Source organism: Microbacterium album, assembly GCF_014643695.1.
Lineage (GTDB): Bacteria > Actinomycetota > Actinomycetes > Actinomycetales > Microbacteriaceae > Microbacterium > Microbacterium album.
This window is the reverse complement of record NZ_BMJY01000006.1, coordinates 14,391-30,044: the sequence shown is the minus strand read 5'-3', so window position 1 is coordinate 30,044 and position 15,654 is coordinate 14,391. Positions and strand designations below refer to the sequence as shown.

At 71.7% G+C, this 15,654-nt stretch carries 15 protein-coding genes and 1 tRNA gene; 2 read left to right on the top strand and 14 right to left on the bottom strand.

Features of this window, described 5'->3' with window-relative positions:
• Window positions 1–38: 38 nt before the first annotated feature.
• The gene (locus IEX37_RS08615) at window positions 39–440 is read left to right on the top strand and encodes a VOC family protein (RefSeq protein ID WP_188755865.1); all 402 of its coding nucleotides are present in this window, start codon (window positions 39–41) and stop codon (window positions 438–440) included.
• Between the two features lie 82 nt (window positions 441–522).
• On the opposite strand, the gene IEX37_RS08610 is transcribed toward IEX37_RS08615, so the two are convergent.
• From IEX37_RS08610 to IEX37_RS08600, 3 genes are all read right to left on the bottom strand, one after another.
• Window positions 523–1,500: an SRPBCC family protein gene (locus IEX37_RS08610; RefSeq protein WP_188755864.1), complete on the bottom strand. Its 978-nt coding sequence runs from the start codon at window positions 1,498–1,500 to the stop codon at window positions 523–525.
• Window positions 1,501–1,538: 38 nt separating this feature from the next.
• Window positions 1,539–1,880: an ArsR/SmtB family transcription factor gene (locus tag IEX37_RS08605; RefSeq protein WP_188755863.1), complete on the bottom strand. Its 342-nt coding sequence runs from the start codon at window positions 1,878–1,880 to the stop codon at window positions 1,539–1,541.
• 202 nt (window positions 1,881–2,082) lie between these two features.
• Window positions 2,083–2,156: transfer RNA gene (locus IEX37_RS08600), tRNA-Pro, on the bottom strand.
• A 124-nt stretch (window positions 2,157–2,280) separates the two neighbouring features.
• Here IEX37_RS08600 and IEX37_RS08595 point away from each other — a divergent pair.
• Window positions 2,281–3,054: an HAD-IIB family hydrolase gene (locus tag IEX37_RS08595; RefSeq protein WP_188755862.1), complete on the top strand. Its 774-nt coding sequence runs from the start codon at window positions 2,281–2,283 to the stop codon at window positions 3,052–3,054.
• A gap of 17 nt (window positions 3,055–3,071) precedes the next feature.
• Here IEX37_RS08595 and galE read toward each other — a convergent pair whose 3' ends face one another.
• The 11 genes from galE to IEX37_RS08540 form a co-directional block, all read right to left on the bottom strand.
• Entirely contained in the window at window positions 3,072–4,091 is a 1,020-nt protein-coding gene (gene galE, locus IEX37_RS08590) for a UDP-glucose 4-epimerase GalE (protein ID WP_188755861.1), read from the bottom strand.
• 159 nt (window positions 4,092–4,250) lie between these two features.
• Window positions 4,251–4,919, bottom strand: coding sequence for a thymidine kinase (locus IEX37_RS08585; RefSeq protein ID WP_188755860.1), 669 nt, complete (start codon window positions 4,917–4,919; stop codon window positions 4,251–4,253).
• Between the two features lie 64 nt (window positions 4,920–4,983).
• A complete protein-coding gene (locus IEX37_RS08580; RefSeq protein WP_188755859.1) occupies window positions 4,984–5,622 on the bottom strand; it encodes a hypothetical protein in 639 nt (212 codons plus the stop codon).
• A 115-nt stretch (window positions 5,623–5,737) separates the two neighbouring features.
• Window positions 5,738–6,145: an NUDIX hydrolase gene (locus IEX37_RS08575; protein ID WP_188755858.1), complete on the bottom strand. Its 408-nt coding sequence runs from the start codon at window positions 6,143–6,145 to the stop codon at window positions 5,738–5,740.
• A gap of 11 nt (window positions 6,146–6,156) precedes the next feature.
• Window positions 6,157–7,617: a malate dehydrogenase (quinone) gene (gene mqo / locus IEX37_RS08570; RefSeq protein WP_188755857.1), complete on the bottom strand. Its 1,461-nt coding sequence runs from the start codon at window positions 7,615–7,617 to the stop codon at window positions 6,157–6,159.
• Between the two features lie 168 nt (window positions 7,618–7,785).
• On the bottom strand, window positions 7,786–8,862 hold the full coding sequence (locus IEX37_RS08565) for an aspartate-semialdehyde dehydrogenase (RefSeq protein ID WP_188755856.1): 1,077 nt from the start codon (window positions 8,860–8,862) through the stop codon (window positions 7,786–7,788).
• Window positions 8,863–9,188: 326 nt separating this feature from the next.
• The gene (locus IEX37_RS08560; protein ID WP_188755855.1) at window positions 9,189–10,493 is read right to left on the bottom strand and encodes an aspartate kinase; all 1,305 of its coding nucleotides are present in this window, start codon (window positions 10,491–10,493) and stop codon (window positions 9,189–9,191) included.
• A 96-nt stretch (window positions 10,494–10,589) separates the two neighbouring features.
• Entirely contained in the window at window positions 10,590–11,546 is a 957-nt protein-coding gene (locus IEX37_RS08555) for a DMT family transporter (RefSeq protein WP_229663163.1), read from the bottom strand.
• Between the two features lie 96 nt (window positions 11,547–11,642).
• The gene (recR, locus tag IEX37_RS08550) at window positions 11,643–12,236 is read right to left on the bottom strand and encodes a recombination mediator RecR (protein WP_188755854.1); all 594 of its coding nucleotides are present in this window, start codon (window positions 12,234–12,236) and stop codon (window positions 11,643–11,645) included.
• Window positions 12,237–12,273: 37 nt separating this feature from the next.
• Window positions 12,274–14,757: a DNA polymerase III subunit gamma and tau gene (locus IEX37_RS08545; RefSeq protein ID WP_188755853.1), complete on the bottom strand. Its 2,484-nt coding sequence runs from the start codon at window positions 14,755–14,757 to the stop codon at window positions 12,274–12,276.
• A gap of 37 nt (window positions 14,758–14,794) precedes the next feature.
• Window positions 14,795–15,631, bottom strand: coding sequence for a sulfurtransferase (locus tag IEX37_RS08540; RefSeq protein WP_188755852.1), 837 nt, complete (start codon window positions 15,629–15,631; stop codon window positions 14,795–14,797).
• Between the last annotated feature and the right edge of the window lie 23 nt (window positions 15,632–15,654).

Genomic DNA, 15,654 nt, shown 5'->3' with positions numbered 1-15,654 from the left:
CACGCGGGAGCCCGGATCAGCGTCCGTACAATGCCCGCATGCCTGTCTTCGATCACCTCGGAATCACCGTCGACGACGTCCCCCGCGCCACCGCGGAGTTCGATCCGCTCCTGCGGGAGCTGGGATTCTCCCGGCAGGATGCCGACGGGTCGGTCGCGTGGTGGAAGGACGGCGAGACGGAGCTGATCCTGATGCCGGCGCGCGAACCGGGCACAGGCCCGCACGTGCACGGACGCGTCGGCTGGCAGCATCTGGCCTTCGCGGTCGGTTCGCGCGCCGATGTAGACCGCATGCACGCGATTGCGCGGGGCGCGGGGTGGACGGCCGTGCGCGAGCCGAAGGAGTATCCCCGGTTCTCGGAGCGGTACTACGCGACGTTCCTGGAGAACACCGACGGGATTCGCATCGAGTTCATGCACAACCCGCCCCGCGACGCCTAGCCGGCCCTACTTGCGCGAGACGGTGGACGAGCACCGCCCTCCGGCCGGCTGATCGCCGTGGCCGGAGGGCGGACGCGCGGTCTCAGGCCCTCGCGAGCACCTCGGACTCGAGGCGGGCGTAGCTGGACTCCATGCCGTCGGTCATGCCAGTGGCGAGCACGGTGTCGCGCAGCTCCTTGCTGTCGTAGGTGATGACCAGCGACAGCAGGGTGCCGCCCTCGACCGGCGTGAGGGTCTGCTCGTTGAGCGTCGGCGGGCCGTCGATCCCCTCCATCGCCTCGGTGGTGACCTCGCGGTGCGGCGGCTCCGACGCGCGTACCTCACCGGTGAGCGCGAAGCCGTCCTCCCCGTTCGCGTCCGCCCACGCGTACCGGTAGGTCTGCCCGACGGACGTCGCGACGGTGCAGTCCGTGAAGCGCCACCCGTCCGGGCCGAGCAGCCAGCGCTGGAGCAGCTCGGGGTCGTGGTGAGCGTCCCACACCTGCTGCGGCGTGCCGCGGATGATCCGGCTCACCCGCACCTGGGTGTCGCTGAGCAGCTGGGCCTCGGTCCCGCGGTCCGCGGCGAACGACGCCAGGTCGGCGAGCACGTCGTCGATCTGGGCCATCGCGGCCTTCGTGCCCTCCTCCATGCCCATACCGACGAGCTGCTCGAGCTCCTCCAGCGAGCCGAAGTACGTCGTCGTGGTCAGGCGCGAGCCCTCGTCGGTCTCGGAGAAGACGAACACCATCCGCATCGAGGGCATCTCGGCATTCGGCTCGCCGTCCGGGCCGGCGAAGCCGTCGCGGACCTCGAAGGACCTGCCCTCCTCTACCGCCAGGTACTCCCAGTACCCGCCGGACCGCTCGCCGTCCGGCCCGGTCATGTAGTACTCGGAGCGGCCCCCGGGATAGAGGTCGTGCCGCGTGAAGGTCGCGGGCCACGTGGGCGGGCCCCAGAACCGCTCGATCTGGCGGGGATCCGCGTACGCGTCCCACAGGCGCCGGACGGGCACGGGGAAGTCCGCGACGATGGTCATGGTGAGCGAGTCGAGGTCCTTCTCGACGGAGGTGACGGGCATGACGAGCCTTCCGTGGTGGGTGGAACAGGGGATGTGGGTCAGTCGGCGGCGAGCAGGGCGTCGAGCCGGTCGATACGGCTGCGCCAGATCTGCTCGTAGCGGTCCAGCAGAGCCTGGGCCCGGCGGATCGCGTCCGGGTTGCCGCGCACGAGGCGTTCGCGGCCGTTGCGGTGCTTGGTCACCAGGCCGGCTCCTTCCAGGACGGCGACGTGCTTCTGCACGGCGGCGAAAGACATGTCGTAGGACGCCGCGAGCTCGGAGACCGTCGCCTCCTCGCTGAGGGTGCGACGGACAATGTCTCGGCGGGTGGCGTCGGCAAGGGCCCGGAAGATCCGGTCCACCTCGTCGTCGCTGAGCGCGATCTGCGTATCTGCAACCATTTGGTTGTATGTTAGGCCGCGGCAGGGCCCCGGTCAAGCGCCGACGAGAATCCGTTCGCACGCCGAAAATACGTCCGCGCGCCGGGAATGCTGCGACCACACACATTCTCGGCGCGCGGACGTATTCTCGCGGCTGAGGCGGAGGCGGGGGCGGGGCGGGAACGAGTCAGGGCCCGCCGATGGCGGGCCCTGACTCGTGGTGTCGGGGTGACAGGATTTGAACCTGCGGCCTCTTCGTCCCGAACGAAGCGCGCTACCAAGCTGCGCCACACCCCGTGGCAACCACACAAGTCTACCTGACGGAAGGCGATGCTCGAACCCGCCAGCGGGTCGGCTCCGGCGGGCGGGGTGGCGTTCCGCTCCCGCTCGTCTCACGGCATCGACGCCCTAGGCTGATGGCATGACCCCTTTCCCCCGGGTCGTCGCCTTCGATCTCGACGACACCCTCGCCCCCTCGAAGAGCCCCATCCACCCCCGCATCGGAGACCTGCTGATCGCCCTGGCCGACCGCGTCGAGGTCGCGATCATCTCGGGCGGGCAGATCGCGCAGTTCCGGGCCCAGGTCGTGGACCGCCTGCCCAGCGCGTCCGCCGATGTGCTGTCGCGCATCCACCTCCTGCCGACGTGCGGCACGCAGTACTACCGCTACGACGGCGCCGACTTCAGCGTGCTGTACGCGGAGGACCTCACCGAGGACGAGAAGCAGCGCGCTCTCGCGGCGGTGGAGGAGGAGGCCAAGCGCCTCGGCCTGTGGGAGAACCGCACGTGGGGCGACATCCTGGAGGACCGCGGAACGCAGATCACCTTCTCCGCCCTCGGGCAGTCCGCCCCCGTCGACGTCAAGCGGAAGTGGGACCCGACGGGCGAGCGCAAGTCACTGCTGCGCGATGCCGTCGCCGCCCGGCTGCCGGATCTCGAGGTGCGCTCGGGGGGTTCGACCTCCGTCGACATCACCCGCAAGGGCATCGACAAGGCGTTCGGGATGCGCCGGCTGGCCGAGCAGACCGGCGTGCCGCTTGCCGACATGCTCTTCTACGGCGACCGTCTCGACCCCGACGGCAACGACTACCCGGTGCTCGCCATGGGCGAGGTGCGGTGCGTGTCCGTCACCGACTGGGAGGACACCGCCGCGAAGCTGGAAGCGCTGATCCCGTCGCTCCCCGTGCGCGTGTAGCGCCGCTCGGGCGGAGGTCAGCCCTGGTAGCCGTCCGGGTTCTTCTGCTGCCAGTTCCACACGTCGCGCGTCATGTCGTCGATCGTGAACCGCGCCTTCCACCCCAGCTCGCGCTCCGCCTTCGACGGATCGCAATAGGTCGCCGCCATGTCGCCCGGACGACGCGGCGCGATCACCTTGGGCAGCTCGCGTCCGATCGCCCGCTCGAACGACGCGATCAACTCCAGCACGCTGACGGGCTGCCCCGTACCCAGGTTGTAGGCGAAGAACCCCGGCCGCGACTTCTCGAGGGCCGCCACGTGGCCCTCCGCGAGGTCGACGACGTGGATGTAGTCGCGCTGACCAGTGCCATCGGGGGTGTCGTAGTCATCCCCGAAGACGTTGATCCGCTCCAGGCGCCCCACGGCGACGCGAGCGACGAACGGCATGAGATTGTTCGGGATGCCCTTCGGGTCCTCCCCGATGAGCCCCGAGGCGTGGGCCCCCACGGGGTTGAAGTAGCGCAGCGACGTGACGTTCAGCTCGGGATGTACCCGCTGCACGTCCTGCAGCACGACCTCGTTCATGAGCTTCGACCTCGAGTACGGGTTCGACAGTTCGACGAGATGCCGCGTCGACTCCTCCGTGAACGGCAGGTCGGCCGGATCCGAGTACACCGTGCCGGTGCTGGAGAACACGAACGAGCGGATGCCGTGCGCCAGCCCCACCCGCAGCAGAGCGAACGTGGAATCCAGGTTGTTCGCGTAGTACTCCAGCGGCTGCTGCGTCGACTCCCCCACGGCCTTGCGCGCGGCGAAGTGGATGATCGCGTCGAAGGGGCCGTGCTGGGCGAAGGCCGACTCCACGACCTCGTCGTCGGCCGCGTCGCCCGTGACGAGCGGCGCTTCCTTCCCGGTGATCTGCGCGATGCGCTGCTCGACGATGGCGCTGGTGTTGTCCAGGCTGTCGAGCAGGACGGCCTCGTGTCCGGCATCCAAGAGGGCGACCGCGGTGTGCGCGCCGATGTAACCGGCCCCGCCGGCAAGGAGTACTCGCATTTGTCTAGTCTCACACGCGTCGGGCACCCGCTGCGCAGGCGCCGCTCCGCGAGTGAGGCTGCTCGCTCCGCTCCCAGCGGCAGCGCTCCGCGCTCGCACGCCACGTCCGCCCCCGCGGGCGCCGCTCCGCGAGTGAGGCCGCTCCGCGAGCGCGGCTGCTCAGCTCGGGCGCGGGGCCAGCACGCCGCCCGACTCCTGCAGGTAGCACGCGCCGCACAGCGACTCGTAGGTGACGAAGTGCTCGTCGCGGACGCCCGCGGTGGCGGCGTCGATGGCGACCTGGTCGCCGTCGAACACGAACCGCCCGCCGATCACGCGGCCGTTGAAGAGCGCCTTACGACCGCAGCGGCAGATGGTCTTGAGCTCCTCGAGCGTGTGCGCGATCTCGAGCAGCCGGCGCGAGCCCGGGAACGCCTCGGTGCGGAAGTCCGTGCGGATGCCATAGGCCAGGACGGGCACGCCGTCCGACACGGCGATGCGGAACAGGTCGTCCACCTGTGCCTCCGTCAGGAACTGCGCCTCGTCGACGAGCAGACACGCGATGTCCGCCGCGTGGTCGCCGGGGATGAGCGCCTGCGAGTCGCTCGTGCGCACCCGCTCCCGCTGCGCGAGGAACAGCTCTCGCGCCGAATCCTCCGCCCCGATCAGGAAATCGACCGTGCGCGTCACGCCGAGTCGCGACTCGATCTGATCGGCGCCCTTCGTGTCGATCGCAGGCTTGGCCAGGAGCACGCGCTGGCCGCGCTCCTCGTAGTTGTACGCCGCCTGCAGTAGCGCGGTGGACTTCCCCGAGTTCATCGCGCCGTAGCGGAAGTACAGTTTGGCCACCGGTCCAGCCTAGGTCGTGTCCGGCGAACACCGATCGTCGCGAGCGGTGCGCCGGGGCAGGCGCTCAGCCGAGCCCGAGCAGCGTGACCACAAGGTTCCAGGCGCCGTACGCCGCGAGGCCGGCGCCGCCGATCCCGGCGGCGACGACTCCCGAGATCGCGACCCGGCGGCGGATGCGCCTCCGCGCGGGCGGCGGCGCCTGTCCCCGGCGCACCACCTCGGCCGACTCGGTCACCGCGTGCTTGGCCGCCGTCGTGCTGTGCAGCTCGATGGGCGCGAGCGGCGAGCCGGTCCACTTCTCCACGCCCCAAGCGGTCACGCGTGCCGTCTGAGTGCGCAGGGTCGTCGCCCAGCCGCCCGTCACCTGGGGGACGGGATCGGCCGCCAGCAGCCGCGCCGACTTCAGCACGTGCTCGACATCGCGCAGCCCGGTCTGCGCCAGCCGCACCGCGATGGAGTGCAGCCGCTTGCGCGCGCGCTTCTTCAGCATCGGGTCGGTCACCCGGGCGTCGATGCGGTGCATGGTGCTGCGCACCTCATCGAGCACCGAGTGCGCGTGCTGGAGGTAGCGCGCGGCCTGCCGGTGGGGACCCAGCGCGAGGAAGGCCGCCTCTTCACCGACGCGATCGACGGCCTGGTCGAACGCGAACACCGCACGCCGCTCGTCGGGCACGAGCGTGCCGTCGGGCTCGAACGCCGTCATGATCCACCCCCTCGCGTCGGTGCGCATCCCTCTCCGACAGCTTACGAGGGGCACGCGCGTTCGTCAGGAGTGCTGGACGGCCACGTGGGAGTGGCTCGCGCCGGGATCGGGTCGCTCAGCGGGCCTCGGCCGCACGCCGCTCCAGGACGGGGAAGACGTGCTCCACGTTCAGCGGAGCGCTGCCGGGCGACGCCGCCGCCGGGTCCTCCCACCGCAGGTCGTCGATCTCGGCCTGGGCGACGGGAGCGACGTCGCCGCGCGCGAGGAACACGGTCGCGCGCAGCGCGTGGCCGGCCTCGTTCGCGGCTCGGGTCTCGAACGTCCCGAGCGATTCGAGTTGCTCGGGGCTCACGCGGATCCCGAGCTCTTCGCGCACCTCCCGCACCGCCGTGGCGAGCGCCGTCTCCCCCGCCTCGGGCTTGCCGCCCGGCAGCATGTACGCGGAGGTGCCGCGCTTGCGCACCGTGAGCACGCGCCCATCCGCGCGCAGGAACGCGATGGCGGAGACCGTGATGACGGGCACGCTCGCCCCAGTCAGGCGTTGATGCCGAGCGCCGACGCCGTCGCGGTCGTCGATGCGCGGGCCTTCTCCGCGTCCTCGTTCAGCATCTCGCCGTAGGTGGGGATCAGCTCGCGGAGCTTCGGCTCCCACTGCGCGACCCGATCGGCGAAGCAGGTCTTGATCAGGTTCAGCATGATCGACGCCGCCGTGGAGGCGCCGGGAGAGGCGCCGAGCAGGCCCGCGATCGATCCATCGGCCGACGAGACGACCTCGGTGCCGAGCTGGAGCTTGCCGTCCTTCATGACCTGGGCGCGCTGACCCGCCTGGATCAGCTCCCAGTCCTCGGCCTTGGCGGTGGGCACGAACTCCCGCAGCCCCTCGATCTTCTTGGCGCGGCTCTTCAGCAGCTCCCCGATCAGGTATTTCACGAGGTCGAGGTTCGTCACGGCCACCTTGAGCATGGAGCCGAGGTTGTGCGCGCGCACCTGCGTGACGATGTCGAGCATCGACCCGTTCTTCAGGAACTTGGGGCTGAACGTCGCGAACGGGCCGAACATCAGCGACCCCTCCCCGTCGACGACGCGCGCGTCCAGGTGCGGCACCGACATGGGCGGCGCCCCGACCGCGGCCTGCGAGTACACCTTCGCACGGTGCTGCTCGACGAGCTTGGGGTTGGTGGTCTTGAGGAACTGCCCCCCGATGGGGAACACGCCGTACCCCTTGATCTCGGGGATCCGCGCGCCCTGCAGCAGCTTGATCGCCCATCCGCCCGCGCCCACGAACACGAAGCGCGCCCGGATCTCACCCGGCGTGCGGCCCACGTTGTTGCGGTACTTCACGTGCCACGTGCCGTCGCTCTGGCGCTTGAGCTTGGTCACCTCGTGGTTGAGCCGCAGCTCGGCTCCGCTCTCGGTGAGGTGATCGAAGAGCTGACGCGTGAGCGCGCCGAAGTCGACGTCCGTGCCCGAGGGCGTGCGGGTCGCGGCGAAAGGCTCGTCGCTCTTGCGGCGCTTCTGCATCAGCAGCGGTGCCCACTGGTTGATGACGCGCGAGTCCTCGGAGTACTCGATACCCGCGAACAGCGGCTGCTCCTTGAGCAGTTCGTACCGCTTGCGGAGGTACTCGACGTCCTTCTCGCCCCGCACGAACGTCATGTGCGGCGTGGCGTTGATGAACGTCTTGGGCTCGTCCAGCACGCCCCGCTCGACGAGCGACGTCCACAGCTGGCGGCTCTGCTGGAACTGCTCGTTGATGAGGATCGCCTTGGCCGGATCGATGGATCCGTCCTTCGCCTCGGGCATGTAGTTCAGCTCGCACAGCGCGGCGTGACCCGTGCCGGCATTGTTCCAGGCGTTGGAGCTCTCCTGCGCCACCTCGCCCTGCCGCTCGAAGGCGACGATGTTCCAGTCGGGCTGCAGTTCTTTCAGGAGCGTGCCCAGGGTGGCGCTCATGATGCCGCCACCGATGAGCACGACGTCGACGGTTTCGCTCACCCGTCCATCCTAGGACGCGAGGGATGTCGCCCCGGACCACCCCCGCGGCAAGAACTGCGGTTCTTTCCCCCTCGGAACCCGCCCCCTCCGCAGCGAAAGCACGTGCTCTCGCCGAGACCACGTCGTAAACGATGTGTGGTCGCGCAGAGCACGTGCTTTCGCGAGGGATCAGACTGCCGTGCGGGAGGTGAGGTCCGCCGCGACGAGCTCGGCGATCTGCACGGCGTTGAGCGCCGCGCCCTTGCGGAGGTTGTCGTTGGAGATGAACAGCGCGAGCCCGCGACCCTCGGGCGCGGAGAGGTCGGGGCGGATGCGGCCGACGAAGCTCGGGTCCTTGCCCGCGGCGTGCAGCGGCGTGGGTACCTCCTCGAGCGCGACGCCCGGGGCGTCCGCGAGCAGCTCGCGGGCCCGCTCCGGCGTGATCTCGCGCGCGAACTCGGCGTTGATGCTGAGCGAGTGGCCCGTGAACACGGGCACGCGGACGCACGTGCCCGCCACACGCAGGTCGGGCAGCTCGAGGATCTTGCGGCTCTCGTTGCGGAGCTTCTTCTCCTCATCCGTCTCGTTCAGGCCGTCGTCGACGAGGTTGCCGGCGAGCGGCAGCACGTCGAACGCGATCGGGGCGACGTACTTCTCGGGAGCGGGGAACTCCACGGCGGATCCGTCGTGCACCAGGTCCAGCACGCCGTCCTGCGCGAGCACCGCCTGCACCTGCCCGAGCAGCTCGTTGGCCCCCGCGAGGCCGGAGCCGGACACCGCCTGGTACGTGCTCACGACCAGCCGCTCCAGGCCCGCTTCCGCGTCGAGCACCTTGAGGACGGGCATCGCCGCCATGGTGGTGCAGTTGGGGTTGGCGATGATGCCCTTCTTCGCCTCGGCGATCGCGTGGGGGTTCACCTCGCTGACGACGAGCGGCACCTCGGGATCCATCCGCCACGCGCTGGAGTTGTCGATGACGACGGCGCCGGCCTCCGCGAAGCGGGGGGCGTGGGCGCGGCTGCCCGTGGCACCGGCGGAGAACAGGGCGATGTCGATGCCCGCGGGGTCGGCAGTCGCGACGTCCTCCACGAGGATGTCGTGGCCCTGGAACCCGATGGTCGTTCCCGCCGAGCGGGCGGTGGCGAACAGGCGCAGCTCGCGGATCGGGAAGCTCCGCTCGGCGAGGATCTCGCGCATGACGGTGCCGACCTGGCCGGTGGCGCCGACGACGGCGAGGGAGATTCCTGATTCAGCGATGCGGGTCATGTGTGGTCCTCGTGGTGCACGCGCAAGTCACCTTGCGACAGGTGGGGTTGCCCGATTCTACCGGCGCAACCACCTGCCCGGCCGCGCCGAGGTTGCACTCGGTTTCGACTCCGCGGCTCCGCCGCTCCGCTCAACGACCAACCAACACCCCGTACCTCTACCCACCCACCTCAACCCGGTGCGAGCGCACAGCGCGAGCGTGCGGGCGCGAGTGCGCCCGCCACCAGGCGCGAAGCGCCGGCGCGCTGAAGCGAAGCGGAAGCGCCTCCCTCGCGGAGCGGCCCCTCGGGGCCCGACGCGTGGGAGAAAAAGAGAAGGAGGAGAAGTCAGCGCCCGGTGCCGGCGTAGACCGTCGCCTCGATCTCGCTGTCGAGCCCGTAGGCCGAGTGGACGGCGCGGGCGGCCTCGTTGATGTCGTCGCCGCGGACGACCACCGAGATGCGGATCTCGCTGGTGGAGATCATCTCGATGTTGATGCCCGCCTGGCTCAGCGCCTCGAAGAGCGTCACCGAGACGCCCGAGTGGGTGCGCATGCCGGCGCCCACGACCGACAGCTTGCCGATCTGGTCGTCGTGCACGAGGCTCTCGTAGCCGATCGACTCCTGGTCGGCCGTGAGCGCGCGCAGCACCTCGGGCGCGGACTGCTTCGGAAGCGTGAACGAGATGTCCGTGCGGCCCGGGGACGCGCTCTGCACGTTCTGCACGATCATGTCGATGTTGGCGCCGGTCTTGGCGACGAGCGTGAAGATCGCCGCGGCGGACCCCGGCACGTCGGGCACGCCGACCACGGTGATCTTGGCCTGGCTGAGGTCGTGGGCGACCCCGGTGACGACGGGCTCTTCCATGCCGATGACGTCGGACATCCCTGACTCCTTGCTCGTGCGGGGATCGGTCATGCCCTCCCCGAGGACGTAGGTTCCGTCGTTCGAGCTGAACGACGAGCGCGCGTGGATCAGCACGCCGTGGCGCCGCGCGTACTCGACCGCGCGGATGTACAGCACCTTGGCGCCGTTCGCGGCCAGCTCGAGCATCTCCTCGGCCGTGACCGTGTCGAGCTTGCGCGCGAGGGGCACGACGCGCGGGTCTGCCGTGAAGATCCCGTCCACGTCGCTGTAGATCTCGCACACGTCGGCGTTCAGCGCCGCCGCGAGCGCGACCGCCGTCGTGTCGGACCCGCCGCGTCCCAGCGTCGTGATGTCACGCGTGTCGCGGTTGAAGCCCTGGAAGCCGGCGACGATCACGACCGCGCCGTCGTCGAGCGCCTCGCGCAGGCGCACGGGCGTCACGTCGACGATGCGGGCCGACCCGTGGTCGGCGGTGGTGATCATCCCGGCCTGGCTGCCCGTGAACGAGCGCGCCTCGTAGCCCATCGAATGGATCGCCATCGCCAGCAGCGCCATCGAGATCCGCTCACCGCTGGACAGCAGCATGTCGAGTTCGCGGGGCGCGGGGATCGGGGCGACCTGAGCGGCGAGGTCGAGCAGCTCGTCGGTCGTGTCCCCCATGGCGCTGACGGCCACGACGACATCGTTGCCCGCCCGGCGGGTGTCGACGATGCGCTTCGCGACGCGCTTGATGCTCTCGGCGTCGGCGACCGACGAGCCGCCGAACTTCTGCACGATCAGTGCCACTGCTGCTCCCGTGTATTCAGGGCGCCACGGATCGCCGCCCTCACGCCATCTTAGAGACGCCCCGGGGCAGCCTCCGACACGAGAGGCCGGACGACCTCAGCCGCGACGCTGCGCGGGTCGTCCACCGACGAGCGGATCGGGCTCCTCGGAGACGACCGCGTCGGGCACCGCCTTCACGCGGCCCGGCAGGCCCCCGGCCGCGAGCAGGCAGCCGAGCAGCACCACCGGGAACCCGATCAGGAGTCCCACGGTCAACGGCTCGCCGACCAGCAGGACGCCGAGGGCGACCGCGACCACCGGGTTGACGTAGGTGAACAGCGGCGCCCGCACGGGCCCCACTTCCGCGATGAGGGCGAAGAACGCGATGAAGGCCAGTGCCGTGCAGACGACGGTCAGCAGGGCGATCGCGGCGATGCTGCGCCCGGTCGGCGGCTCGTGGGTCGTCAGGATCGCCGCGGGCACGTAGGCGATGCCGATCACGCCGAGGGAGAGGGTGATGACCCCGAGGGACGGCACGTCCGGGAGGTGCCGCGCGACGATGAACGGGGCGGTGGCGTAGAGCACCGCCACGAGCAGCACCTCGCCGATCGCGAAAGCGTTCGGCTCGGGGCCGGCCGCCCCGCTGAGGGCCACGATCGCGACGCCCGCGAACCCGAGGGCGAGGCCGATCGCCCGCATCGGGCGCAGGGCGCCGCGCTCGCCGCGCGCGAGGCCGATCAGCGTGGCGAAGAGGGGCACGGTCGCGACCAGAAGCCCCGTGAGCCCAGAGGGGATGCTCTGTTCGGCGTGGGCGAGCAGCAGGAAGGGGCCGGCCATCTCCACGAGCCCGAACGCGAGCACCCACCGCCACTTGCGCAGCGCCGGTCGCAGCGCATCCTGCTTGAGCGCGAACGGCAGCAGCACCAGGGCGGCCCCGAGCGTGCGGATGGCCACGACGGCGGGCGGCGAGAACGAGTGGACCGACTCGCGGATGAGCAGGTACGTCACGCCCCACACGACCGACATGATGGCGAACAGCACCCATCCGCGGGCGGTGAAGCGGGAGGACGGCACGTGGCGATCCTGCCATGGACGGCCGACATCGCGGGTCGCGGCTCGGCGAATGGCGGTCGGGCGACGGTTTCTGGCCGACGGCCGCCCGCGCCCGGATCAGAGGGAGCGGCGGCCCTCGAACGCCCGGCCCAGCGTGACCTCGTCCGCGTACTCCAGGTCGCCGCCCACCGGCAGGCCCGACGCGAGGCGCGAGACGGTGATCTCGAGGGTCGTCAGCAGTCGACTGAGGTACGTCGCGGTCGCCTCGCCCTCGAGGTTGGGGTTGGTGGCCAGGATGACCTCCTGCACCGTGCCGTCGGCGAGGCGCGACATCAGCTGCTGGATCCGGAGGTCGTCCGGCCCGACGCCCGCGATGGGGCTGATGGCCCCGCCCAGCACGTGGTACAGGCCGCGGAACTCTCGCGTGCGCTCGATCGCCGCGACGTCCTTGGCGTCCTCCACCACGCAGATCAGCGCGGGGTTGCGCCGCGGATCGCGGCAGATCGCGCACGTGTCCTGCTCCGACACGTTTCCGCAGATCGCGCAGAACCGCACGCGCTCGCGCACCTCGCGCAGCAGCTCCGACAGTCGCGAGACGTCGAACGTCGGGGTCTGCAGGATGTGGAACGCGATGCGCTGCGCCGATTTCGGTCCGATCCCGGGAAGACGCCCGAGCTCGTCGATCAGCTCCTGGACGATGCCGTCGTACATTCCATCGCTCTCTCACCCGACCCGCATGGCGGGTCGATCACTGGAACCGCGTCGGCGGCTCGTAGGGCTCCTCGTGGAGGAACCGGGCCTCGAGGATCTGCCGCACGACGGCCTCCCCGTAGCGCTGCACGCCGTCGGTCTGGATGACGCGGCGCTGCACCGTGACGGCCGGCGCCTGGGGGGCCGCGGCCCGGGCGTCGGCAGGCTCGGTCGCCGCCTCCGCCCCGTCCTCGTCGTCCTCCGGGTCGACGGGAACGGCGGTGGGCATCACGTCGCCCTCGCGCTCGAGCGTCGCCACGCGGGCCGCGTCGGGCACGACCGCCTCCTCGGGGTCCTCGTCCACCGCGAGAGGCGTCGCGGAAGCTCCGGACGTCTGTGGGACGGGCGCGACCGGCCAGGACGGCGCCGCAGACGAGGCTGCGCTCGCCTCCGCGGGCGCGCCGGTCGGTGCTGCGGTGGCGGAATCTGGGATGGGCGCCACCGCCCAGTCGGTCACGGGCGCCGCGGCATACGGCGCGGTCGCGGGGCGACGGGCGCGAGGCGGCTCCGGTTCGGGCGCGGGGCCCGAGCCGTACGGGTCCTCGGGCGGGTAGGCGTCATCCGGGTACGGGGCCCCCGAGTCCTCCGGGGCCGGGTACTCGGGCGCGGTGTGCTCGGGGCCTGGGGAGGGCTCCGCGGGCGTGTCCGCGGGCGCAGCGCGCTCGGCGGGGCGTCCGCCGTCGCCGTCGGGGCGGACGCGATACATCACGCGCACGCCGACCACCGCGAGGATCGCCGAGCGCAGGTCCTCGCTCACGCCGCCCTGGGGGGTGCGGGTCTTGAACTTCTGCATGTCGGCAGCGCTGCGGAACGCCAGCTCGACCACGTCGCCCTTCACGTCGAATACGCGGGCGCCCGAGACCACGAGCCAGCTCGTGCGGCTGGCGTCCTCGAGGCGGCGCATGACCTCCGGCCACGCGTCGCGCAGGCGCTGCGCCGTGAGCGGGCCCGGGGACGCCTGCGGCGGGGAAGTGCTCGCCGCAGGCTGCGCCGCGGCCGCGGCCGGTTCGGCGGCCGGCTCGGGCGCCGACGGCTCGGGGACGCTGCCGGGAGCCACGGTCGCCCAGCCTGCGGCCGGAACGGAGTCGCCCTGCGGCCCGGCGGGCGTCGACGGAGCAACCGGCGCGGGCGACGCGGATGCAGCCGGAGCTGGAGCCGTCGGCGCAGGAGGCTGCGGGGCGGGAGCCGGCGCAGCGGGCGCTGCCGCCGGGGGCTCCGGGGCCGGGGCGGGCGCGGCGGGCGCAGGTGCGGCCGGCGGCGCAGGCGCAGGCGCAGGCGCAGGAACCGGAGCGGCAGCCGGGGCCTCCGGCGCGCGCGGGGCAGGCGCCGCCGTGGCCCCCGGCAGCGGACGCGCCCCCGGGGTGGCGGCCTCGGCGGGGGCGAGCGCGCGGGCGAGCACGCGCGCGATCATGAGCTCCAGCTGGAGCCGCGGCGAGGTCGCGCCGGTCATGGCGTCGAGCGCTGCGCTCACGACGTCGGCGGTCTTCGAGAGACGCTCGGCGCCCAGACGCGATGCCTGGGCCGCCATGCGCTCGAGCTCGTCGGAGGGGATTCCCCGTAGCACGGCCGAAGCTCCGGGCCCGGTGGCCGCGATCACGATCAGGTCGCGCAGACGCTCGAGCAGGTCGTCGACGAACCGGCGCGGGTCCTGCCCGGTCTGCACGACGCGGTCGACCGCGCCGAACGCCGCACCGGCGTCCCCCGACGCGAAGGCGTCGACGACGCCGTCCAGCAGCTCCCCGTGCGTGTAGCCGAGCAGCGCCACGGCGCGCTCGTACCCGACCGAGCCCCCCTCGGAGCCGGCGATGAGCTGGTCCAGGATCGACAGCGTGTCGCGCGGGGAGCCGCCACCCGCCCGTACGACGAGCGGCAGCACGCCCGCCTCGACGCCCACGCCCTCGCGCTCGCACAGCGACTGCACGTAGTCGAGCATGGCCGCGGGCGGGACGAGCCGGAACGGATAGTGGTGCGTGCGCGAGCGGATCGTGCCGATCACCTTGTCGGGCTCGGTCGTCGCGAAGATGAACTTCACGTGCGCGGGCGGCTCCTCGACGAGCTTCAGCAGGGCGTTGAAGCCCTGCGGCGTCACCATGTGCGCCTCGTCGAGGATGAAGATCTTGAACCGGTCGCGGGCGGGCGCGAACACGGCGCGCTCGCGCAGGTCGCGGGCGTCGTCGACACCGTTGTGGCTCGCCGCGTCGATCTCGACGACGTCGAGCGATCCACCCCCCGCGCGGGACAGCTCGACGCAGCTCTCGCACGTGCCGCACGGGGTGTCGGTCGGCCCCTCGGCGCAGTTGAGGCAGCGCGCGAGGATGCGCGCGGACGTCGTCTTTCCACAGCCGCGCGGACCCGAGAACAGATAGGCGTGCCCGATGCGGTCGCTCCGCAGCGCCGTCATGAGCGGCTCGGTGACCTGGGACTGGCCGATCATCTCCCCGAAGGTCTCGGGCCGGTAGCGGCGGTACAGGGCGGTGGTCACCCGACCAGCCTACGGCGTGGCGCCGACGTTCTGCCTGTCACGGCTGGTCGCCGACCACCACCGGGCGGTCGGGCTGCTGGGACCACTGGCTCCAGGAGCCGGGGTACAGCGCTCCGTGCACGCCCGCCGCGGCGAGCGCGAGCAGAGTGTGCGCGGCGGTGACGCCGGACCCGCAGTACACGGCGACGGGCGCCGACAGGTCGACGCCGAGGTCCTCGAACCGCGCGCGCACCGATCCCGGTTCCAGGAAGCCGCCAGACGAATCGATGTTCCCGGTCGTCGGGGCCGAGATCGCACCGGGGATGTGTCCGGCGCGCGGGTCCATGGGCTCGACGTCGCCGCGGTATCGCTCGGCCGCGCGGGCGTCGAGCAGGGCCCCGATGCGGGGGAAGGCGGCGGCATCGTCCGCGGTGAGGACGGGGAGCGCGCCGTACCGGAGCACGACGTCCCCCGGTTCGGCCGTCGCCTCGCCCTGCTCGAGCGGGTGTCCCGCGCGCGTCCACGCGGCGAGCGCGCCGTCGAGCACGCGGACGTCCCGCACGCCGGCGTGCCGCAGCAGCCACCACGCGCGCGCCGCCACCATGCCCGCGCTGTCGTCGTACACCACGACGGGCTTGCCGGTCGTGACGCCCCACGCGTGCGCGGACCGCTGCAGGGCGTCCTCGGAGGGCAGCGGGTGCCGTCCCTCCGTCGCGGGTCGCGTCGGATCCGCCAGCTCGTGGTGCAGATCCACGAACACCGCCCCGGGGATGTGCCCGGCCAGGTAGGCGGGGCGTCCACCGTCCGGGTCCGAGAGCTGCCAGCGGACGTCCAGCAGTGTCACCTCGCCGAGTCGCGCCGCGAGCTCGCCGACGCCGATCAGGACATCACTCATGGCACCGCAGCTTGCCACGTCCT